The sequence below is a fragment of the Variovorax sp. 10L421 genome, from assembly GCF_056395365.1.
The window spans coordinates 132759-154526 of sequence record NZ_JBFTJJ010000014.1 but is presented as its reverse complement, the minus strand read 5'-3'; the positions used below and the strand labels follow the sequence as shown (position 1 = coordinate 154526).

General features: G+C 66.6%; 14 protein-coding genes. 10 read left to right on the top strand and 4 right to left on the bottom strand.

Annotation, left to right across the window (positions count from 1 at the left end; all coding sequences use genetic code 11):
• The 5 genes from AC1DFC_RS18900 to AC1DFC_RS18880 all read left to right on the top strand — a co-directional run.
• Positions 1 to 450: ATP-binding cassette domain-containing protein (locus AC1DFC_RS18900; protein WP_478179779.1), on the top strand; the 450-nt coding region annotated here is incomplete at its 5' end.
• A gap of 50 nt (positions 451 to 500) precedes the next feature.
• Positions 501 to 1994 (top strand): ABC transporter substrate-binding protein, encoded by a 1494-nt coding sequence (locus AC1DFC_RS18895; protein WP_413315603.1) that lies wholly within the window; start codon positions 501 to 503, stop codon positions 1992 to 1994.
• A 4-nt stretch (positions 1995 to 1998) separates the two neighbouring features.
• Positions 1999 to 3411: an amidase gene (locus AC1DFC_RS18890; protein WP_413335636.1), complete on the top strand. Its 1413-nt coding sequence runs from the start codon at positions 1999 to 2001 to the stop codon at positions 3409 to 3411.
• A 22-nt stretch (positions 3412 to 3433) separates the two neighbouring features.
• Positions 3434 to 4882, top strand: coding sequence for an aldehyde dehydrogenase family protein (locus AC1DFC_RS18885; protein ID WP_413315605.1), 1449 nt, complete (start codon positions 3434 to 3436; stop codon positions 4880 to 4882).
• Positions 4883 to 4889: 7 nt separating this feature from the next.
• Positions 4890 to 5780, top strand: coding sequence for an NAD(P)-dependent oxidoreductase (locus AC1DFC_RS18880; RefSeq protein WP_478179778.1), 891 nt, complete (start codon positions 4890 to 4892; stop codon positions 5778 to 5780).
• Between the two features lie 503 nt (positions 5781 to 6283).
• Here AC1DFC_RS18880 and AC1DFC_RS18875 read toward each other — a convergent pair.
• Positions 6284 to 14479: a glycoside hydrolase family 94 protein gene (locus tag AC1DFC_RS18875; RefSeq protein WP_478179777.1), complete on the bottom strand. Its 8196-nt coding sequence runs from the start codon at positions 14477 to 14479 to the stop codon at positions 6284 to 6286.
• Positions 14480 to 15113: 634 nt separating this feature from the next.
• Between AC1DFC_RS18875 and AC1DFC_RS18870 the strand changes: the two genes are divergently transcribed.
• The 5 genes from AC1DFC_RS18870 (at position 15114) to AC1DFC_RS18850 (ending at position 19428) form a co-directional block, all read left to right on the top strand.
• Positions 15114 to 16238 carry a sensor histidine kinase gene (locus AC1DFC_RS18870; RefSeq protein ID WP_478179776.1) on the top strand — a complete coding sequence of 375 codons (1125 nt, stop codon included), beginning with the start codon at positions 15114 to 15116 and terminating at the stop codon, positions 16236 to 16238.
• Between the two features lie 36 nt (positions 16239 to 16274).
• Positions 16275 to 16508, top strand: coding sequence for a hypothetical protein (locus AC1DFC_RS18865; protein WP_081502714.1), 234 nt, complete (start codon positions 16275 to 16277; stop codon positions 16506 to 16508).
• Positions 16509 to 16523: 15 nt separating this feature from the next.
• Entirely contained in the window at positions 16524 to 17621 is a 1098-nt protein-coding gene (locus AC1DFC_RS18860) for an acetate/propionate family kinase (RefSeq protein WP_413335617.1), read from the top strand.
• A gap of 244 nt (positions 17622 to 17865) precedes the next feature.
• The gene (locus tag AC1DFC_RS18855) at positions 17866 to 18606 is read left to right on the top strand and encodes a Crp/Fnr family transcriptional regulator (protein WP_007839084.1); all 741 of its coding nucleotides are present in this window, start codon (positions 17866 to 17868) and stop codon (positions 18604 to 18606) included.
• 207 nt (positions 18607 to 18813) lie between these two features.
• Positions 18814 to 19428 carry a Crp/Fnr family transcriptional regulator gene (locus tag AC1DFC_RS18850; protein WP_478179775.1) on the top strand — a complete coding sequence of 205 codons (615 nt, stop codon included), beginning with the start codon at positions 18814 to 18816 and terminating at the stop codon, positions 19426 to 19428.
• A 19-nt stretch (positions 19429 to 19447) separates the two neighbouring features.
• On the opposite strand, the gene AC1DFC_RS18845 is transcribed toward AC1DFC_RS18850, so the two are convergent.
• From AC1DFC_RS18845 to AC1DFC_RS18835, 3 genes are all read right to left on the bottom strand, one after another.
• On the bottom strand, positions 19448 to 19708 hold the full coding sequence (locus tag AC1DFC_RS18845; RefSeq protein WP_007839081.1) for a DUF1488 family protein: 261 nt from the start codon (positions 19706 to 19708) through the stop codon (positions 19448 to 19450).
• A gap of 517 nt (positions 19709 to 20225) precedes the next feature.
• On the bottom strand, positions 20226 to 20636 hold the full coding sequence (locus AC1DFC_RS18840) for an NIPSNAP family protein (RefSeq protein ID WP_478179774.1): 411 nt from the start codon (positions 20634 to 20636) through the stop codon (positions 20226 to 20228).
• 156 nt (positions 20637 to 20792) lie between these two features.
• Positions 20793 to 21680, bottom strand: a complete 888-nt coding sequence (locus tag AC1DFC_RS18835; protein WP_007839079.1) for a LysR family transcriptional regulator — start codon at positions 21678 to 21680, stop codon at positions 20793 to 20795.
• Positions 21681 to 21768 lie beyond the last annotated feature (88 nt).

Below are 21768 nucleotides of genomic sequence, written 5' to 3'. Positions count from 1 at the left end.
GCCGAGCCCCTCGAGGCGCTGGCCGAAACGAGCCGCGCCGTGCAGCGCGAGCGTGCCAACGAGGCGCTCGCCGCAGTCGGCCTGCGCACCACCGACATGGACAAGTACCCGCACGAGTTCTCGGGCGGCCAGCGCCAGCGCATTGCGATCGCACGGGCGCTGATCACGCGCCCCAAGCTCATCGTGGCCGACGAGCCTGTCAGCGCGCTCGACGTGTCGGTGCAGGCCCAGGTGCTCAACCTCATGCAGGACCTGCAGCAGCAGTTCGGCATCAGCTACCTGCTCATCAGCCACGACCTCGCGGTGGTCAACCACCTGTGCGATGAAGTGTGCGTGGTCTTCAAGGGCCGCATCGTGGAGCGCGGCCGCCCGGCCGACCTGTTCCGGCACGCGCAGCACGAGTACACGCGCACCCTGCTTTCCGCCGTTCTGCACACGCCGTCCCGCTAGCCGGGCGGTCGTTCTTTCTTTCCATCACCCTCACCTCCAGGAACTACCGAATGTTGAAGCGACGCACACTCATGACTTCCGCCATGGCCGCGGCAATCCCGGGTGTCTTCCTGCCCCAGGCGCGTGCGCAGGCCGGCAAGAACACGCTGACGATCGGCATGCCGCTCGAACCGCCGGGCCTGGACCCGACGACCGGCGCCGCATCGGCCATCGCGGAGATCACGCAGTACAACATCTTCGAGACGCTCACCAAGGTGAACGCCGACGGCTCGGTCACGCCGATGCTGGCCGAGAGCTGGACCTCGTCACCCGACATGAAGACCTTCGTCTTCAAGCTGCGCAAGGGCGTGCGCTTCGAGAACGGCCAGCCCTTCAACGCATCGGTCGTGAAGTTCTCGTTCGACCGCGCGGGCGGCGCCAAGAGCACCAACAAGGACAAACGCTTCTTCAGCGAGATCGGCACCGTGGTGCTCGACGACTACATGGTCGGCGTGAACAGCACGCTGCCCAATCCCGACCTGCCCTTCATGCTCGGCCAGTCGACCGCCTGCATCGTGGAGCCCAAGAGCGCCGAGACCAACGCCACCGCGCCGGTGGGCACCGGCCCGTACAAGCTGAGCGCCTGGCAGCGCGGCGCCTCGTGCACACTGGTGAAGTCGCCAACGTACCGCGACCCTAACCTCGCGAAGACCGAGAAGTTCGTTTTCCGCTTCATGTCGGACACCGCCGCGCAGACCGCCGCGCTGATGGCCAACGACATCGACATCTTCCCGCGCGCGGGCACGCGCTCGGTGAGCCAGTTCAAGGGCAACCCGCGCTTCCAGGTGATCGAGGTCGGCACGCGCGGCAAGGTGATCCTCACCATCAACAACCGCAAGAAGCCGCTGGACGACGTGCGCGTGCGCCGCGCCATCCTGGCGGCCATCGACCGCAACGCGATCGTTCAGGGCGCGGCAGATGGCTTCGGCAAGCCCATCGGCAGCCACTACGCGCTGGGCGCGCCGGGCTTCATCGACACCACCGCGTTGAACCCCTACGACGTAGAGAAGGCGAAGAAACTGCTGGCCGAGGCCGGCGTGAAGACACCGCTCGAACTGCGCCTGCAGCTGCCACCGCCTTCGTATGCGCGGCAAGGCGGCGAGGTGATCGCGGCGCAGCTGGCGCAGATCGGCATCCACGTGAAGATCCAGAACGTCGAATGGGCCCAGTGGCTCAGCGGCACCTTCGGCGGCGCGCACGACTTCGACCTGACGATGGTCGCGCACGTGGAGCCCTTCGACCTCGTGAAGTACACCGAGCCCGACTACTACTGGGGCTACGACTCGAAGAAGTTCCGCGACCTGTTCGCCACCATCCAGAACGAAGAGAACAAGAAGCGCCGCGCCGAGCTGCTGGCCGAGGCGCAGCGCGAGCTGGCCACGGACGCGGTCAATGGCTTCCTGTACCAGGCGGTGTTCCCGACCATCGCGCGCAAGGAAGTGAAGGGCCTGTGGCCGAGCATGCCGATCGTGGTGAACGACCTGGCCGCGATCTCGTGGGGCTGATGCGATGACGACCAAGCCCTTGTATTCCCTGAGCGTGCAGGAGCTGCACGCGGCTTACGCCGCCAAGGAACTCTCGCCGGTCGAAGTGGCACGCTCGGTCAACGAGCGCATCGCCGCGTACGAGCCCGAGCTGCATGCCACATGGCTGTTCCGCCCCGAACTGGCGCTCGAACAGGCGCGCGCCTCCGAAGCGCGCTGGCTGGCCGGCCAGCCGCGCGGCACGCTGGACGGCGTGCCCGTGACCATCAAGGACAACCTCGCGACCGCAGGCGACCCGATGCCGCTGGGCACCGCAGCCTACGACCTCGTGCCGATGCTGCAAGACTCGCCACCCGCCGCCCGCCTGAAGGAAGACGGCACGGTACTGGTCGCCAAGACCACCATGCCCGACCTGGGCATGCTGTCGTCGGGCCTGTCGAGCTTTCATGAGCTCTCGCGCAACCCGTGGGACCTGTCGCGCACGCCCGGCGGTTCCAGCGCGGGTGCGGGCGCGGCGGCCGCTGCGGGTTACGGCCCGCTGCACGTGGGCACCGACATCGGCGGCTCGCTGCGCCTGCCTGCGAGCTGGTGCGGCATCTACACGCTCAAGCCCAGCTTCGGCCGCATTCCACTGAGCACGCCCTACATGGGCCGCTGCGCCGGGCCGATGACGCGCACGGTGGCCGACTCGGCGCTGATGATGGCGTCGATCGCGCAGCCCGACGATCGCGACTACTCGGAGCTGCCCGCGCCCGCGATCGACTGGGCGGCCTTCGAGGTCGACCCGTCGTTCCTCAAGGGCAAGCGCGTGGCGCTGCACATGGACGCGGGTTGCGGCCTGCCGCTCGATCCGCAGATTGCCGAGGCCGTGCGCCGCGCCGCGAAGCGCATCGAGGCGGCCGGCGCGCATGTGGAGGAAATCGGTGCCTTCATGACACCGAAGATGCTGCAGGGCATGGACCACTTCTGGCGCATGCGCTCGTGCATCGACATGCAGGCGATGACCGCGGAAAAGCGCGCGAAGATCCTGCCGTACATCCGCGAGTGGGCCGAGAGCGCGGCCGGTTTCTCGGGCGCGCACATCTTCGACGCCTACAGCCAGTTCGTCGCCACGCGCGCGGCCACCGTCGCCGCTACCAAGGCCTACGACTTCGTGATCTCGCCCGTGTCGCCCAACATGCCCGCGCCCGCGGAACACGCCTCGCCGACCAACGACCCGATGCTGCCGCTGGAGCACATCGGCTTCACGGTGCCCTACAACATGTCGGAGCAGCCCGCTGCCTCGATCAACTGCGGCTATTCGGGCGAGGGCCTGCAAGGCATGCCGATTGGCCTGCAGATCGCCGGGCGCCGCTTCGACGACCTGGGCGTGCTGCAATTCAGCCGCGCCTTCGAACAGATCCGCGAAGCCCAACACCCCTGGCCCGAACCGAAGTGATCGGCCGCAAGGAGACAACCTCATGAACGCCACCCACTACATCGACGGCCGCCACGTACCGTCCGAAGGCAACGCCACCATCGACGTGATCGACCCGAGCGACGGCCAGAAATTCGGCGAGATCGCACGCGGCACGGCTGCCGACGTCGACACCGCCGTGCGCGCCGCGCGCCAGGCCATGGGCGAGAACTTCGACGGCCCCTGGGGCGGCATGACCGCGCTGCAGCGCGGCCGCCTGCTCGCCAAGCTCGGTGCCGCCGTCTTGGAACACCACGAGGAACTGGCCCAGCTGGAGGCGCGCGACACCGGCAAGGCGCTGCGCGTGGCGCGCAACGACGCGACCGCGCTGGCCCGCTACTTCGAGTACTACGCCGGCGCCTGCGACAAGCTGCATGGCGACACCCTGCCCTACGAGCGCGGCTACACCGTGCTGACCGTGCGCATCCCGCATGGCGTGACGGGGCACATCATTCCCTGGAACTACCCGATGCAGATCGCGGGCCGCAGCGTGGGCGCATCGCTCGCGGCCGGCAACGCCTGCGTGGTGAAGCCGGCAGAAGACGCGAGCCTGTCGCTGCTGCGCCTGGCCGAGATCGCGACCGAGGTGGGCTTTCCGGCCGGGGCGCTCAACGTGGTGACGGGCTACGGCAAGGAAGCCGGCGCGGCGCTGTGCGCGCACCCGGGCATCGACCACATCTCGTTCACCGGCTCGACGATGACCGGCCGCAGCGTGGGCCTGGCCGCGGCCGAGCGCCATTGCCCGGTGACGCTGGAGCTGGGCGGCAAGTCGCCGCAGATCGTGTTCGCCGATGCCGACCTCGACGCGGCCGAACCGGTGCTGCTCAATGCCATCATCCAGAACGCCGGCCAGACCTGCTCGGCGGGCAGCCGCGTGCTGGTGGAGCAGTCGGTGTACGAAGAGGTGGTGCAGCGCCTCGCGAAGCGTTTCACGGCCGTTCGCGCGGGCACGCCCGCGGAAGACCTGGACATGGGTCCGCTCATCAACGAGAAACAGTTTCGCCAGGTGCGCGACATGGTCTCGACCGCCGAGGCCAGCGGCCTGAAGGTGGCGGCGCGCGGCACGGTGTCGCCCAACGCATCGGCCACGGGCTTCTACCAGGAGGCCGTGCTGTTCCGCGACGTGCCGCACGACAGCGACATCGCGCAGCGCGAGGTCTTCGGCCCGGTGCTGGCCGTGACACCCTTCGCCGACGAGGCTGAGGCGGTGCGCCTGGCCAACGGCACGGACTTCGGCCTGGTGGCCGGCGTGTGGACACGCGACGGCGCGCGCCAGCTGCGCATGGCGCACAAGCTGCATTGCGGGCAGGTCTTCGTGAACAATTACGGTGCGGCGGGTGGTGTAGAACTGCCTTTCGGCGGCGTGAAATCCAGCGGCTTCGGCCGCGAGAAGGGCTTCGAGGCCCTGCTCGGATTCACGACCCTCAAGACCATCGCCATCAAGCACGGATGAACAATTCATGACCACCACTGAACAGCAAGCCCCACGCAAAGTCGGCCTCGTCGGCGTCGGCCTGATGGGCCACGGCATCGCGAGCAACATCGTCAAGCACGGCCACCAGTTGACGGTGCTGGAACACGCGGGCAACCAGCCGATCGACGGCCTGCTGAAGGCCGGCGCCACGTCGGTGAAGGACGTGGCCGCCCTGGCCGCGCAGGTCGACGTGCTGATCCTCTGCGTCACCGGCACGCCGCAGGTCGAGGCGGTGATGCTCGGCGACAAGGGTGCATTGACTGCCCTGCGCCCCGGCACGGTGGTGATCGACTGCTCGACGGCCGTGCCCGCCTCCACCGCCAAGGTGGCGGAAGCGGTGAGCGCCAAGGGCGGCAGGTTCATCGATGCGCCGATGACCCGCACCGCGAAGGAAGCCGCCGAGGGCCGGCTGAACCTGCTGGTGGGTGGCGACGCCGAGGTGCTGGCTTCGTGCCTGCCGCTGCTGCGCTGCTTTGCCGAGAACGTCACGCACGTGGGCGGCATCGGTGCCGGTCATGCGATGAAGCTGCTGCACAACTTCGTGTCGCTCGGCACGGTCGCGCTGCTGTGCGAAGCGGCTGCCTGTGCGCAGCGCGCGGGCGTGGCGCCGGATGTGTTCGTGGACGTGCTCGCCAAGGGCGGCGGCAACGGCGTGGCGCTGGAACGCGTCAAGCCCAAGCTGCTGACGGGCAGCACCGACTCGTTGAAGTTCTCGATGGCCAATGCCAAGAAGGACCTGGGGTACTACAACGACATGGCGGAGCAGTCGTCTTCCAGTCATGGCATTGCGCAGGCTGTCGATGCGCTGTTGACGCAGGGCGTCGAGAAGTTCGGGCCGGACCGGATGGTTCTCGATCTGGTCGAAGCGCTGCGCTGATTCTATTTGCTCTTGCTCTTTGCGCCGCCGTTGTTCGGAGTGCGTGCACAGGCCACCGGGTACTCCCCTCCGCGAATATCCCCCGCCCTTCGGGCTCCTCCTTTATTTCGCTGCGGGGAGCACCCGGTGCCCTGAGCACGATGAGCGCGGCTGTGGCGTTGGCGGTTCGACCGCTGCGGCGGATTGCAGGTGGACATGCGCGGGCGCACCACTGAGCTTTCGCGAGAGACGGGCGCTGAACAAGCAGAACTCCGAAGGGCCGGCGTCGGCCGCGGTCGACATTGGCGTGACTGCGTTCAATGCCCACTCCAGACCGGATGCAGCCGGTCGGACCTGTTACCGCAGTGTCCGCTACTGCCGAGGCTAGCCATTCGCCGTTCCGTCAATACCTGCTCCTTGGGGTGCGCCTGCTGACATCGATGCCAAGCAGCAGCCTTCATCACGATTTCGCCTCCGACAGTTACCCTGCACATCCAGACTCCCTGGTGGGCAGCCAGGTTGCGCTATGCCAAAACCCGTACGGTCGAATTTGGCGGCAGTGTGTGCCAATCGATCCAGTCACCCGCCGCCAGTTGGTGTGTGGGTGTCGAGGCGCCTTCCATGTCGCCCCACTGCAGCGTGAGCTCGCGCGCCCCGAGCCTTAGCGCGATCTCGAAGCCTGGCCAGTGCGCGGGCACATGCGGCGTCATCGACAGCTGTTTGCCCTTCACGTTCAGACCCAGCAAGGTCTCGACGGCCGCGCGGTGCAGCCACGCGGCCGAGCCGGTGTACCAGCTCCAGCCGCCCCGGCCCACATAGGGCGCGGCACCGTAGACGTCGCCCGCCATCACGTAGGGCTCCAGCTCGTAGACCGGGCCGCGCTCGGGGTGCCGCGAACGGTGGGCCGGGCTCAGGCCCTCGAAGCTCTGCCAGGCCGCTTCATGGTCGCCCTGCAGCGCCTGCGCCATGAGCGCCCACACCGCGCCGTGCGAGTACTGGCCGCCGTTCTCGCGCACGCCGCGCGGGTAGGCCTGGATGTAGCCCGGGTTGTTGATCGACTGGGCAAACGGTGGCGCCAGCAGCTGCAGCAGGCCGGCTGGCTCGTCGTGCAACTGCGATTTGACGGCGGCCATGGCCGGGCCGGTGTAGGCCGCGTCCGAGGCGCCCGACAGCACCGACCAGGCCTGCGCGATCAGGTCGATGCGGCACTCGTCGTTGGTCGACGAGCCCAGCGGCACGCCGTTGTCGAAAAAGGCGCGGCGGAACCAGGCGCCATCCCAGCCGGCGTCGTGCAGCGCGGCGATCCAGCCGGTGCGTGCCTCGGTCCAGCGCGCGGCGCGTTCGTGTTCGCCTCGTGCTTCGGCAAGCGGCGCAAAGCGCTCGACCACGCTGCACAGGAACCATGCGAGCCACACCGATTCGCCGCGTCCTTCGTGGCCGACGCGATTCATGCCGTCGTTCCAGTCGCCGGTGCCCATCAGCGGCAGGCCGTGCACGCCGATCTTGAGGCTGCGGTCGATGGCGCGCGCGCCGTGATCGAACACGGTGGCCATGCAGCCGCTGTGCTGCGGTGCGTAGTAGGCGTCTTCCGCGCCCTCGGGAATGCCAGGGCCTTCGATGAAGCCGACCATCTCGTCGAGCAGCGAGGCGTCGCCCGTCACCTCGACGTAGTGCGCCGACGCGTACGGCAGCCACAGCAGGTCGTCGGAGAAATGCGTGCGCACACCGGCTCCGCCGGGCATGTGCCACCAGTGCTGCACGTCGCCTTCGGGAAACTGGCGCACCGCGTTCACGAGGATCTGCTCGCGCAGGCGCGGCGGGTCGGTGAGTGCAAAGGCCATTGCGTCCTGCAGCTGGTCGCGAAAGCCGAAGGCGCCGCCGGCCTGGTAAAAGCCGGCTTTCGACCAGAGCCGGCACGCCAGCGTCTGGTACACGAGCCAACGATTGACCAGCGCATCGAACAGCGGGTCGGGCGTGCGCACCTGCAGGCGGCCCAGCAGGTCATCCCAGAAGCCGCGCACCTGCGCCAATGCCTCGGGCACATCGCGCTGCCGCCAGCGGCGTGCAAGTTCGAGCGCGGCGTCTGCCGTGCCGGCGTGGCCGAGCACGAAAGTGAAGCTCGCGGTTTCGCCGGATGCAACGACGAATTCGCCGCCGGTGGCTGCGCAGGCATCGAGCCCGCTGCCGGCGCGGCGCGCCAGCGTGTCGGGCACTTCGACGATGCCGCGGCCGGCGAAGAATTCGCTGCGGTCGCAGGTCCATTGCGTGGCTCCGGTCGTCGTGCCTTGCAGGGCCGCGAACAGCAGGAAGGCCGTGCTGCCGCCGAAGCCCGTGCTCGATTCGCGCTGCTGGCCGAACACGGCCGGCTGGTCTTCGGGCTTCCAGCAGTGCACGGTGCGCCGTTCGCCGCGCGCGGCACCCAGCTGCCACTCGACCATTGCGAGCGCGCGCAGGCGGCGCTGGCCGGCGCCTTCGTTGCGCACGCGCACGTGCACCAGCTTGATGGCTTCGTCGCGGTCCGCGAAGAAAGTGGTTTCGAGCACGAGCTCGCCTTGGCGGTATTCGAAAACCGAGTAGCCCTGCCCGTGCCGTACGAGGTGGCGGTTGGCGCCGCCGCCGCCGGCGGGCGTGAGCGGCAGCATCTCTCGCGTCGCCACGTCCTGCAGCAGGTAATGCTCGAAAGCCGGGTCCTGCACCGGGTCGTTGGACCACGGCGTGACCTGGTGCATGCGGCTGTTGCCGGCCCAGGTGTAGCCAGTGCCCCATTCGGACACCTGGAAGCCGAAGGCGGCGTTGGCGATCACGTTGATCCATGGGCGCGGCGTGCGGCGATCGGGGCCGACCTCGAAGCGGAACTCACCGCTCTCGGCGTCGAAGTCGCCGGTGGGGGCTGTGTTGGTTGGCGAGGCCGCCTGTCGGTTGAACAGCGGCGTGCGGTGTTGCACCGGTGCGCTGCTGTCGTCCGCAATCGCCGGGCTGCGTGCCTCTTGCAGCGCCGCCACCTGCACTTCGAGCGCGCGGCCGTCGGCCGTGAACACCACGCGCGCCAGGCTGGAGAGCGCGGCCTTTTCCGACGGCACCACGTCCTGGTCGCGCAAGAGGTAGAAGCTGGCGGTGTCGTTGCGCGGAAAGCTGTGCTGCGTCTGCTGCGCGACGCGCGAGCGCAGCGTCTCGATCTCGCGCTGCAGCGGCATCAGGTACGAATTCGGCTCGCTGTTGAGCACCACGAGGTCGCAGGCCACGCCACCGAAACCCCACCACGGCTGCGCGCGCAGCAGCGTGTTGATGAGCCCCATGCCGTTCATCGAGTGGATGTACACCAGCACGATGGGCTTGTCGCCCGAAATGCCGAAGCGCCAGATCTGGCGCAGGTCGATCAGCCCGCGGTCGCTCATCACGCGCGGCGTGGTGTAGGTGAGGACGGTTGTCAGGTCCTGCAGCGCCAGGTTCTGTGCGGGGGCGATGCTCAGGTCGCGCAGCCGCACCTGCGCCAGCGTGGCCGCCATGCGGGTGGCGCGCTCCACGTGCATCGGTTGCAGGTAGCGGTCGATGCGGGGCATCAGCGCCTCGATGCTCTCGTCGGCAGCGGTGGCGAAGCTCAGGCGTGCGGTGGTGCCCGGGGCAATCGACAGGCGCACGCGCAGGCAGGCGATGGGGTCCAGGCCGTTCACCTGCTTGCCCTGGGCCGTGAGCGGTTGCCTGTCGAGCGCAGGGTCGGCCAGCGTGCGGTTGCGGCCGATGAAGACGCGCCGATCGGTCATGCTGTCGATCGACAGCACGTTGGCATCGACCGAAGCCACGAAGTGCACCGCGGCGACCACCGCATCGCCGTGCAGGCGCGGCCTGCGCGACAGCAGCAGCGCGCGCCACGCGGGCTCCCAGCGCGATTCGACGAACAGGTTGGCAAAGGCCGGATGCGCCTCGTCGGCCTTCGGGTTCGACAGCACCGGCTCGAAGTACGAGACGAGTTCGAGCGTGCGCGTTTCGTCACCGCTGTTGTGCAGCGTGATGTTGCGCAGCTCGGTGTCGTCCTCGGGGCTGATGAGCACCGTGGTGCGCACCTGCAGGCCGGGGCCGGTCGCATCGAACTGCACCTGGTCGGCCAGGAAGCGGGTGCGATAGTGCCAGTCGGCGCCGGGCGCAGGCAGGGCGGTGAGCGAGGTGAGCTCGCTTTGCCCTCCGTCTTTTTCGATATCGCGCACATAGAAGAAGGTGCCGTAGCTGTCGCGCAGCGGATCGTCGCGCCAGCGCGTCACGTTGAACGCGCGCCAGCGGCTCACGCCGGCGCCGTTGGCCCGCAGCGCCACCGTATAGCGGCCGTTCGACAACAGGTGCGTGGGCTGGAAGCCCGGCCCCGTCGGATCGACCACGCGCGGCTGGAACAGCGGCGCCAGCTCGGCCCGGCTGGGCTCGGGCGGCGTGCGCGGGTCGGCGCTGCCGATGATCTGGCGCGGCGTGCGCTCATGCAGCAGCGACTCGTGCGCCTGCACCAGCGCGGCACTGCCGAACCAGCGGCGCGGCGCGTCGTCGCGCAGCACGTTGCACAGCGCCACCAGCGACATGCCCTGGTGGTGCGCCATGAAGTTGCGCACGACAGTGAACTCCTGCCCCTCGGTCTGGCGCGAGGTGGTGAAGTCGATCGCGTCATGAAAACCGAACTCGCCGCGCGCGCCGAGCGATTCGAGCAGCTCGAGATTGATGACGGCCGCTTCGGGCGCGAAGGGCGCAGCCATCAGGCTGGCGTAGGGCGCCACCACGCGGTCGGTGGGTGGCGTGCGCCGCAGCGCCAGGCGCGGCACGCCGAAGGGCGAGTACTGGTACGCCAGCGAATGGTCTTGCGCGAAGTAGGCCGACTCGGACACGCCCCACGGCATGCTCTGCGCACGGCCGAAGGCCTGCTGCTCGGCGATGGCCGCGGCATTGGCCACCTGCAGCAGGCCGTCGGTGGGCTCGGTCATCACGAGCGCGGGCATCAGGTACTCGAACATCGAGCCCGACCACGACTTCAGGCTGGGCTTGAAGCCCACCAGCAGGAACGGCCGGCCCAGCGCCATCCAGTGGCGGCGCGGCACGTCGCCCTTCGCAATCGCAAGGAAGCTCAACAGGCGCGACTCGGAGGCCAGCAGGTCGTAGTAGCTGGCGTCGAGCACGTTCTCTTCGACGCGCAGGCCGATGTGGAACAGGTGGCGCTTGGCGTCGTAGAGGCCGCTGAAATCCATGCCGTCGTGCAGCGCGTCGCAGCGTCGGGCCAGTGCTTCCAGCGTGGGGGCTTCGTGGAGCTGGCAGCTTGCTTCCGCCGCGAAGGCGCGGCAGGCCTGCGCCACGGCCACGAGGTGGCCCGCGAAGTTGCCGCTGTCGACGCTGGACACATAGTCGGGCGGCAGCGGCTTGAGCGTCTGCGTGTCGTACCAGTTGAACAGGTGGCCGTCGTGCTTCTGCATGCGGTCGACGGTGTCGAGCGTGGCGGTGATGCGCGCCAGCAAAGAGCCGGTGTCGATCCAGCCGAACTCGCGCGCGCAGCAGGTGGCCAGCAGGTACAAGCCGATGTTGGTCGGCGAGGTGCGGTGCGCAATCGTCGGCTGCGGTTCGAGCTGCAGGTTGTCGGGCGGCAGGTGGTTGTCGTCCGGGCCCACCACGTGCTCGAAGAAGCGCCACGTGTCGTGCGCCAGCTTCTCGAGGTAGCTGCGATCTTCGGGCTCGAGCGGGTCTTCGGCGTGCGCATCGACGCGGCTGCCCCACCAGGCCGCGAGGGGCGCCAGGGACCAGAGCACGAAGAGCAGGGGCCCGAGCACCGGGTGGGCGCTCCGGTTCGCGAGGATGGCGAGCGCCAGGGACACCGCGCTGCTGAGGGCCGCGCTGCGCACGAAAGGCTTCAGGCGCTGGCTCGATTGCGCCTGCGCCTGGTCGGCTGTCGTCCATTGCAGCAGGTGCCTGCGGCTCACGACCAGCCGCCAGGTGGCGAGGAAGGCCGCGTCGAGCAGCAGGCGCGTCTGCGCCGCCAGCTGCACGAACTGCCAGGCTGCGCCGGCCATGGCGCGCAACAACTCGACCGTGCCCACATCGAAGAAGTGGCGCAGCTCGATGGCGCGCCGTGTCGGCACCAGGCCGGCCAGCGCGCCCAGCAGCGGGCCCAGCGTGAGCGCCGCGCCGACGGCAGCCAGCGCCCAGCCGAGCGGCATGGCCTGCGTGAAGATCACCAGCACCAGCAGCGCGAAAGACGCTGGTGCGACCAGCGAGCGGCGCAGGTTGTCGCACATTTTCCAGAGGCCCAGCGCGTCGATGCCGAAGCGGCGCGCACGCCACATCAGTGGCAGCAGCTGCCAGTCGCCGCGCACCCAGCGGTGCACGCGCGAGGCGGCCACGCCGGCATGGTGCGGATGGTCTTCGACCAGCACCACGTCGCTGACCATCGCGCAGCGCGCGACGCTGCCTTCGAGCAGGTCATGGCTCAGCACGGCGCTGTCGGGCAGGCGGTCGTTCAGCGTGGCGTGCACGGCGCGCACGTTGAGCAAGCCCTTGCCGGTGAAGGAGCCGCTGCCGAACACGTCCTGGTAGATGTCGGAGGAGCCGCTGCCGTAGGGGTCGAGCCCGCACTGCCCGGCGAACACCCAGTGGAAGAAGGAGCGCTCGCTGCGCATCGGGAACGGCGTGACGATGCGCGGCTGAAGAATGCCGAAGCCCGCGACCACGCGCCGGCTTGGCACGTCGATCTCGGGCGCGTTCAGCGGATGCGCGGCGATGGACACGAGGTCGCGCAGCGCGCCGGGCGGCAGGCCCGTGTCGCTGTCGAGCGTCAGCACATAGGGCGTGCGGCCGGGCGCGAGCTGCTGGCCCGGCGCGAGCGGGAGAAAGCCGCTGGCGTCGCCGCTGGCCAGCAACCGCACGAGCATTTCGAGCTTGCCGCGCTTGCGCTCCCAGCCCATCCAGCGCTGTTCGGTCTCGCTCCAGTTTCGCGGACGGTGCAGCAGCAGGAAGCGTGGCGCGGCGCCTTCGGCCGGTGGGTACTTGGCGTTGAGCGCGGCGATGCGTTGCTGGGCATCATCGAGCAAGGGCACGTCGTCGGGCATCGAGGCTTGCGAAGCGTCGGCCCAGTCGGTCAACAGCGCGAACTGCGCGTGCGCCTCGCGGTTGGCGAGCCAGTGCAGTTCGAGCCGGTGCGCGAGCTTGGCGTTGTTCGCGGTCGACCCCAGCATCGTGGGCATGACGACGAGCGCGCGGTGCCGTTCGGGAATGCCGTTCGCGAAATCGAGGCGTGGCAGGGCCTGCACGCGCACCGACTCCGCCATGATGCGTTGCGCCAGCGCAATCAGCGCTTCGGACAGCGGCCATGCGAGCAGCAGCAACGCCGCGACGGTGGTCCAGTCGCCGCGATGCGGCAGGCCGTGCACCACGGCCGCCAGCAGCAGCGCGGTGCCGAGGGCAACGGACCCCACGTAGACGGGCAGGCGCCAGCCGCGATGGTTGCGCGCGGGGCTTCGTGTGCTCGCGGCGCGTGCGGCATGGCCCGCCGGTGCGTTCGCCTGCAGCGACGCGATCAGCGCAGGCCGGCCCTGGCCGAAGAGGTAATAGCCGGCGGTGCCGTCGGCGCGGTCGGTCTCGGCGCCGGCTTCCTCGGCCGGTGCACTGGACGCCAGCGTGACCACGGCCTGCGCCACTTCGCGCTCGGTCCGTTCGGCACTGCGCGCCACCTGTTCCATCGCATGCGTGATCTGCTGGCGCATGAGTTCGCTCTCGTTCGCAAAGCTGGGAAGTTCGCGCAGCACGCGCAGCGAGCGGCTCACCGGCTCGATCAGATCGCTCCACTCGACCTGGCCGATCATGCGCAAGGTCGTGATGATGTTGCCGACCGTGAGATTGGCCGCGGCCTGCGCGTTCTGCGCGTCGCCGATCAGCGCCGGGCCGTTGGGACAGTGCTGTTCGGTCCAGCGCACCAGCGTGGGCATGTCGTCGCCTCGCTCGACGGGCAGGCGCTGCCACAGCTGCGTGAGGTAGCTGTCCTGCAGGCCGTGGCTCTGCAGCGCGCGGTACAGCACGTCGAGGTCTTGCACCGAGAGGTGCGGCGCCGCGTCCCACGCGGCATGCGCGATCTCGCGCGCGACCTTGTTCTCGGCAATGCGCTCGGCCACACGGCGCAGGTTTTCGAGCAGCACCACGCGCAGGGTGGTGGGCAGCGCCCAAAGTTCGCCGAACATCAGCTCGTCGATGTCCTGGTAGGCGTTGAGGAAGGCAGTGAACAGCGTCTTGTTGAGCACGCTGTCGGTGTGCGCCACATAGGCCCACGCAATGCCGTACACGCGCGGCAGCCCCGCCAGCGGCGGCGTGACGAGCTTGGGCAGGCGCGCGTAGTAGCTGCGCGGCACGCCGTCATGGATCTGCTGGAGCTGCGCCTCGACGAGGTGGAAGTTGTCGAGCAGCCATTCAGCCGCCGGCGACACATAGCGTCCGCTCAGCGAGATCAGCGCGATGTAGTCGAAGGCGGCGCGCAGCGACTCGAGGTTCTCATCGACACGCGGGAAAAAAAGCGCGCCTTCGCGCGCGCGGTGGTGTTCGTCTTCCACCACCTGGGCACCGGCCAGGCTATGGCCGTGCTGTTCGAAACGTTGGGCACCGAAGAGTTCGGCGCGAATCGGGAGGGCTACCGGGTCGTGCGGACCGAGCAGAAGGGTCCGGGCGTAGTGACTGAGCCCTTGGAGGCGGTCGACGACGGCAGCGGCGCTCAAGTGACCGCGAACAGGCCGATGCCCAGGACCACGGCCACGCACGCCATCGTGACAATGCGGCCCGCAGCGAGCGCGCGCACACGTTGCATGTGGCTTCGCAGCGAGAACCATCGCCCGTGGGCACGTGCGCAGTGATGCATGTGCGAAGCTAGGGCTTCGAAATCGCTGCCGACGAAATCGATGTGCGAATGGGAAAGGGACTGCGGGACGGACATTGCAACGGGCTCCTATGAAACGACTTCGAGCTGCCGCGCGATTGCGAGAACTGTGAACGTGTTCCGACCGTACGCTTTTAATTGACCTTACGGGTGCCTGTTTTCACGATGCCCGACGTAGGAGGATGCTTACGCATTCGCGATTGAGGGCATGTCTGTCACAGCTGATTCTTTGGTGCAGCTACCCCATGCCGCCTATCTGAAGTACAAGCGAACCAGCCGGCGCACTCGTGCCAATCGGTCGCCCCAGGAGCTCGTCACCCCGCTGCCCCGAACAACGATCTTGGCGATAGATCGGCACTATGTTCGCTACCGCACAGACAAGGCTTTTCGCATGAATAACGATTGAGCAACGCGCCTCGGAAACACAGTCGACAGCGTTCATTGATGAATCAGGCGAAAGCCATCGAGGTCTGAACATGCGTAACTTCTTGACCAACAACCGCGATGAACTGATCTCCCGGTGCAAGTCAAAAGTTGCGCGAAGGCCCAGACGCGCAGCAACTGAACAGCAGTTGGCCAACGGCATTCCGCTGTTCCTTGATCAATTGATCCAAACGTTTGCCGCGGAAGAAGATGACAAACCGGCGGACAGCATCAGAATTTCGGGACCTTCAGGCGGAGATTCGCAGACCTTGTCGGAGATGGGGGTAGCCGCCACGGCCCACGGCAAGGAGCTGCTCGAACTGGGGTACACGGTAGATCAAGTCGTCCACGACTATGGCGACCTTTGCCAAGCGATCACGGACATGGCCTTCGAGCGCGACGCTCCCTTTGCCGTCGGGGAGTTCCGCACATTGAATCGATGCTTGGACAACGCCATTGCCGATGCCGTCACGGAGTTCAGCTCCCAGCGCGATACGCAGATCGCCCGCCAGCAGAGCCTTGACTCAACCGAGCGTGTCGGTTTCCTCGCTCACGAGTTGCGCAACTGTCTGGGCACGGCGACTCTTGCCATCCATGCCCTCGAACTCGGCAGCATGACATTGGGAGGTGCCACGGGGAGCGTATTGAAGCGCAGCCTTTCGTCGATGGTCACCCTGATCGATCGGACGCTCGCCGAAGTGCGCGTCAACATGCCGGAACAGCGCCAGACGTTTTCCGTCGCCACGTTCATCAAGGATGCCGAAACCGCCGCGCAGCTCGTCGCCGGAGCCGCAGGCTGTCCCTTCGAGGTGAGCTCTGTCGATCCTCTGCTGGCCATCCGTGGCAATCGCGAGCTACTGCTTGCCGCCCTGGCGAATCTCTTGCAAAACGCGTTCAAGTTCACGCACCCGCACACCATCATTGCCTTAAGAGCTCATGCACTCGACGAGCATGTATCGATTGACGTCGAAGACCACTGCGGAGGACTTCCGCCCGGAAGCGCTTCCAGGATGTTTGAGCCCTTCAATCAACACAGTCATGACAAATCCGGCCTTGGCTTGGGCCTGTCCATCGCACGCCGAAGCGTTGAGGCTGACCTCGGCACCTTGACAGCTCGAGATGTGCCGGGAACCGGTTGCGTTTTCACCATTCGCTTGCCCCTGCACGTCCTCGAATGACAAGCATCTAGTTTCTCCCAATCCCAAGGACTCATCATGGACATCCAATTGCTGATGCGGATCGGCCGCATGGCACCACCTCGGTGGCTCACTTTGTCGGCGGATGTTTCAGCAGCGAAGCGGCTGGCTGCCGACGGCCTGATTGAGATGACTCTGGAGTTGCAGGGCAAAGCAAAGACATCTATACGCGAATCAGTGCATGTTCGCACGATCACACGAAATGGTGCCTTGGCTATCGCTGATGAAAAATCTCGCTCGCAGCGGAAATGAACGCATGATGGTCGCATGACAGGCGATGTGATGCTCACCTTCAACCCCGGGTCTTCGTCGATCAAGCTCGGGCTGTTCGTGATCGATGCCGGCGCGACACGCGCCCTCGCCCGCCGCACGGTCGATGCAACACCCGATGCCTTGTCCAGCGTGATCGCGAATGCCCTGGATTGGGTGAACGATGCGGCGCCGGGCGCACGACTCGTCGCGGCGGGTCACCGCGTCGTGCACGGCGGGGACGAGTTCAGCGGCCCGGTGGCGATTGCGGAGGACACGCTCGTCGCTATCGAGGCACTGGCGCCGCTCGCGCCGCTGCACCAGCTGCAAAGCCTGCGACTGATCCATGCGGTGCGGCACGCCGCACCGGCGCTGCCGCAGTCGGCCTCGTTCGACACGGCCTTCCACCGCAGCCAGAGCGCTGCATCGCGCCGCTACGCGCTCCCGCGCGTGCTGTTCGACCAAGGCATCAAGCGCTACGGCTTTCATGGCCTGTCGTACAAATTCATCGCGTCGCAACTGCGCCAGCAGCACCCCGGGATTGCCGCGGGCCGCGTGGTGGTCGCGCACCTGGGCAGTGGCGCCAGCCTGTGCGGCTTGCTGCATGGCACCAGCCGCGAGACCAGCATGGGCTTCTCCACGCTCGACGGCATCCCGATGGCTACCCGCAGCGGCGCGCTCGACCCCGGCGCGCTGCTTTATCTGCTCAAGCAACCGGGTCAGTCGATCGACACGGTCGAAGACATGCTTTATCACCGCTCGGGCTTACTAGGTCTCTCCGGCGTTTCGGGCGACGTGCGCAAACTGCTCACGAGCGACGCGCCCGAAGCTCGCGAAGCGCTGGCGTTGTATGCACTGCGGATCGCGCGCGAAGTGGCCGCCATCGCCACCACGCTCGGCGGGCTCGATGCGCTCGTTTTCACCGCCGGCATCGGAGAGAACCAGCCGGCTGTGCGCAACGCCGTGTGTCACCACCTCGCCTGGCTCGGCGTGGCGCCCGATCCCGCAGCCAGTCAGGTCGCCGTGTTCGTCATGCACACCGACGAAGAGCAGGTGATCGCCGACGAGGCCTGCCAAGTTCTGTCCCTTTATCAAACCACCGGAGCCGCCCCGTGACCCGCCCACTTGAACGCGCCCCGTGCACGCCAAGTTCTCGGCATCGGTTTCCCGTGGGGTTCATGGTGCACTTTAGGTTGCTCTCCAAAGCGAAGTTATGGGACCCCGCCAGCCAGAAAGTGAGTCCCTGACTGTTCGCTGGCGCACGCAGCCTCACCAAAAAATGTCTCGGCAGTTGGTACGCCGGCGCACAGACGCCGGATTTCAGTCGCAGAATCATGAAGATTTGGAAGCAGACTTCCTCATGGCATTGCCTCCTCGTTCGTCTTCGTTGCACCGGGCCGCCGCACGCAACGAACTGCTGGATGCCATCCCTCTTGAAGTGATGGCCCGAATGGAGCCCTTCCTCGAGCCGGTGCCGCTGCGTCTTGGGGAGGTGCTCTACGAGTCGGGGGTAGTGCAGCGACACGTTTTCTTCCCCATCGATTGCATCGTCTCCCTGCTGTACGTGCTGGAGAACGGGCAGTCCGCTGAGATCGCGGTCGTCGGCTTCGAAGGCATGGTTGGCGTATCGCTCTTGATGGGCGGAGGTAGCACGCCCAATCGTGCCGTGGTGCAAAGTGCAGGCAACGCCTTCAGGCTAAGTGCCACCCACATTCAGGAGCTGACGGAAAAGGGGGGGCCGTTGCTTCACCTCTTGCTGCGCTACACCCAATCGCTCATCACCCAGATGTCGCAAACGGCGGTGTGCAATCGGCATCATTCGCTCGAGCAGCAGCTGTGCCGCTGGCTATTGTTGAGCCTGGACAGATTGCCGGGCAATGAACTGGTCATGACTCAGGAACTGATCGCCAACATGCTCGGCGTGAGACGCGAAGGCGTGACGGAGGCGGCGGGCAAATTGCAGCGTCTGAACCTGATCAAGTACGCGCGAGGTCACATTACGGTGCTCGACCGCCCGGGCCTGGAACAGCAGGTTTGTGAATGCTATGAGGTCGTGAAGCGCGAAACGGATCGGCTGCTTCCTCGCCAAGTGGCAAGCTGATTCGCCGCGGCGACGGTCAGGCTCGGTGCGCCGCCGCACAGACGTGAGCCATCGCATCGGCAACAATGCGGCAGGTCACGCATTTTCGCGCTGGCTCCTCTCAACAGGGGCTCTGTGACATCCCATCCGACCCGCCCCATTCACAACCGTCTGCTCGAAGTGCTTCCGCCGATGGTCAGGGCGTGTCTACTCGAAAAATGCGAGAACGTGGCATTGGCGGCGTCCCAGACGCTCTATGAGCCGGGCGATTCCATCCGCCACATCCACTTTCCCACGAGCGCCTTTGTTTCACTGGTTTCCACGGCAGACGGCCACGACGGCCTGCAAACAGGCTTGGTGGGCAACGAGGGCGCCTTGGGCTACGAACTGTCGTTGGGTGTTCAGAGCGCGCCGTTGCGGGCGTTCGTTCAGGGCGGCGGTCTGGCCTGGCGCCTGACAGCGCAGTCCTTTGCTCAGGAACTGGAGCACAACACGATGCTCAGGCGTGTTCTCAACCGCTACGTCTGTGTGCTGCTGATGGAACTGGGTCGCTCGGGCTTGTGCAACCGCTTCCATCTGATCGAGGAGCGCCTGGCGCGCTGGTTATTGACGACCCAGGATTGCGCGCACTCCACACACCTTGCACTGACTCATGAAGTGCTGGGCCGCATGCTGGGGGTGCGTCGGGTCGGCATCACCAATGCCGCGACCGCGCTGCACGAGCGTCGACTGATTGACTACCGACGTGGCGCCATCACGATCACGGATCGCCGGGGACTGGAAAGTGCGGCGTGCGATTGCTATCGGGCCAACCAGCGCAACTACGCGCGGTTGATCTCATGACAGGTCGCCTTCCTGCAATTCATAGGGCAGGAACATGAAGATCGTTCTCCCGCAGCATCACCGGCTCCATTGCCCCCTGTGAGAGACGACGCCGCACCGCAGCTTCGATCTCTTCGACATGGTGGCTGAACGTTTCAAGCGGGTCGGCGTTCTCGGTCGTGCGAAAGTGATAACGCAGTGCTTCCCTCCCGATGCTGGCACTCACGAACTGGGTGCCTTCCATGTCCACCCAGAAGCGGACGGAGCCTGAAGCATCATGAAAGTACGGAGCGTCAGACATTTCGAGATCTTTCTTTGAGGCGGCTGCGCACTATCGCAGGTCTGGCGTTTCGTGTCTGTGCGATATCGGGTGTTTGGTCGCCACACAGGTCTACGCGCTTGGCTCTTTGCCGCGAACTCCATCGAGGTGACGGCCCTCCTGCATCGAGGCTCCGCTCTTGATGGGCAGGTGCTTAAGCTTCCTCTACCAGCGCCGGATGGCCGTCAACCCGATCATGGTGTGGCCTTGGCCTTCGGTCTGTGCGCCAACGCACGGTGCGAAAACATCCTGAGCAACCTCAGCAAACGAACCGCGCTCTACAGTTCGTTTGACGCGCTTCAAGAACCGCGCGAATGCCGATGTCGGCGGTCTCGGTCGGTTCCATGCAGCCATTCCTGTCGGCCCAACCAACCCTGGCGACGGCAGCCAACGCGTTGGTGGTGCGCGGACCCGGTCGTTAGCACTCCAGGACAGACTGAAGAGGCATTGGGCGTTGATACCGCGTCCCAGCCAACTGTGTCGTCCGCCGCGGAAGAGACTATTTCGCAGGCGAGAAAGAGGTGGGCGCCAAGAACGAGTTGTCCATCTTCGCAACAATCGGTCCGGCTGCCTCGCTCGCCTTTCTGACCTCGACCCATTCGGGATCGACGACAAACTTGCCCCACTTGACTTCACGATCGGCCAGGCTCTCCCAGACAAGCATGTAGGTAAGCGCGTTGCTGTCAGGTCCGACTGCAGTCGTCCAATATCCGAGTTGACGAATTCCCAGCCGGTTCCAGATGCCCGCGGTGTGATCGCGAAATCTGGCAAGAACGTCGGGCAGCCGGCCAGGCATTGCGGTATAGACGCGGAGTTCGTAGATCATCGGCATCAGTCCTGAAAAAATGTTGCAAGTTGACGAGGCGGCGGGCGTGACCGCCAAGCTCACATTGTGCTGCCAGAGGTCCATCCGCCGTCAAAGGAGATGATCTGCCGGCGGTCTGCCCCAACCGCTGACCGCCAGCCTCAGGCATTCCGCGTCGCGCCTTCTCGCCAACAAATGCATTCGCGGAGCAAGGCACCCCGTCGGCGTGAGCGTCGCCCCGAACGAACCCGAGCACGAGCCCTACGGCATCCCGCGCGCCAGCAAGTGATCGACCAACCGGCGCTGCGGAAAGCTCAATGCCTCCTGCCGCGTGCACAGGTACATCCGTCGTGAAGCCCACGCATCGGTGAGATTGATGAAGCGCAGCTTCATCTCCTTGCGGTAGGTCACAGCGGCACCCTCGGGCAGGATGCCCACGCCCATGCCCGCTTCGATCATCCGGCACACGGCCTCGAAGCTCTTCACCCGCACGCGCAGGCGCAGCACCTTGCGCGCACTCATGGCGGCGTCTTCCATCGTGCGGGAGATGGCGGAATCGTCTTCGAGACCCACGAAATCGAAATCGAGCAGTTCCTCGAACGACACCTCGCGCCCGCGCCACGGATGCTTCTGCCGCACGATGGCAACCAGCCGGTCGGTGCGGTAGGGAATGAAGTTGAGCGCCGGGTCGGCCGCCTCGCTGGTGATGACGCCCACATCGGCCTGCCGGTCGCGGATGGCCTGCACGATGTACACGCTGCGGTGCTCCTCCACGCTCACGCGGATCTCCGGGTAGCGCTGGCGGAAACTCGCCACGTCGTCGGGCAGGAACTGGCCCATGGCGGACGCGTTGGCATGCAGCCGCACGCGGCCGGTGGCGCCTTGTGCGTAGTCGGACAGGTCGGCGCGCATGCGATCGACGTCGCGCAGGATCTGGCGCGCATGCATGGCGAGCGACTCGCCGGCGCCGGTGGGCGTCACGCCTTTCGAGGTGCGGTTGAGCAGCGCGACGCCCAGGTGGCCTTCGAGAATGGACAGGCGGCGGCTCGCGGCCGACAGCACCATGTGGCTCTCGGCGGCGGCCTTCGACAGGCTGCCGTGCTCAATGGCACGCAGGAAAAGCGCCAGCGAATCGAGGTCGGGTCTCATGGGTTCGGGTCGATCTGGGAGGCTGGCATTGTCGCGCCCGCGAGGGCGGGCACAGGCGCAAGGATGAGGGCAAAATCCCCCGGCCGCG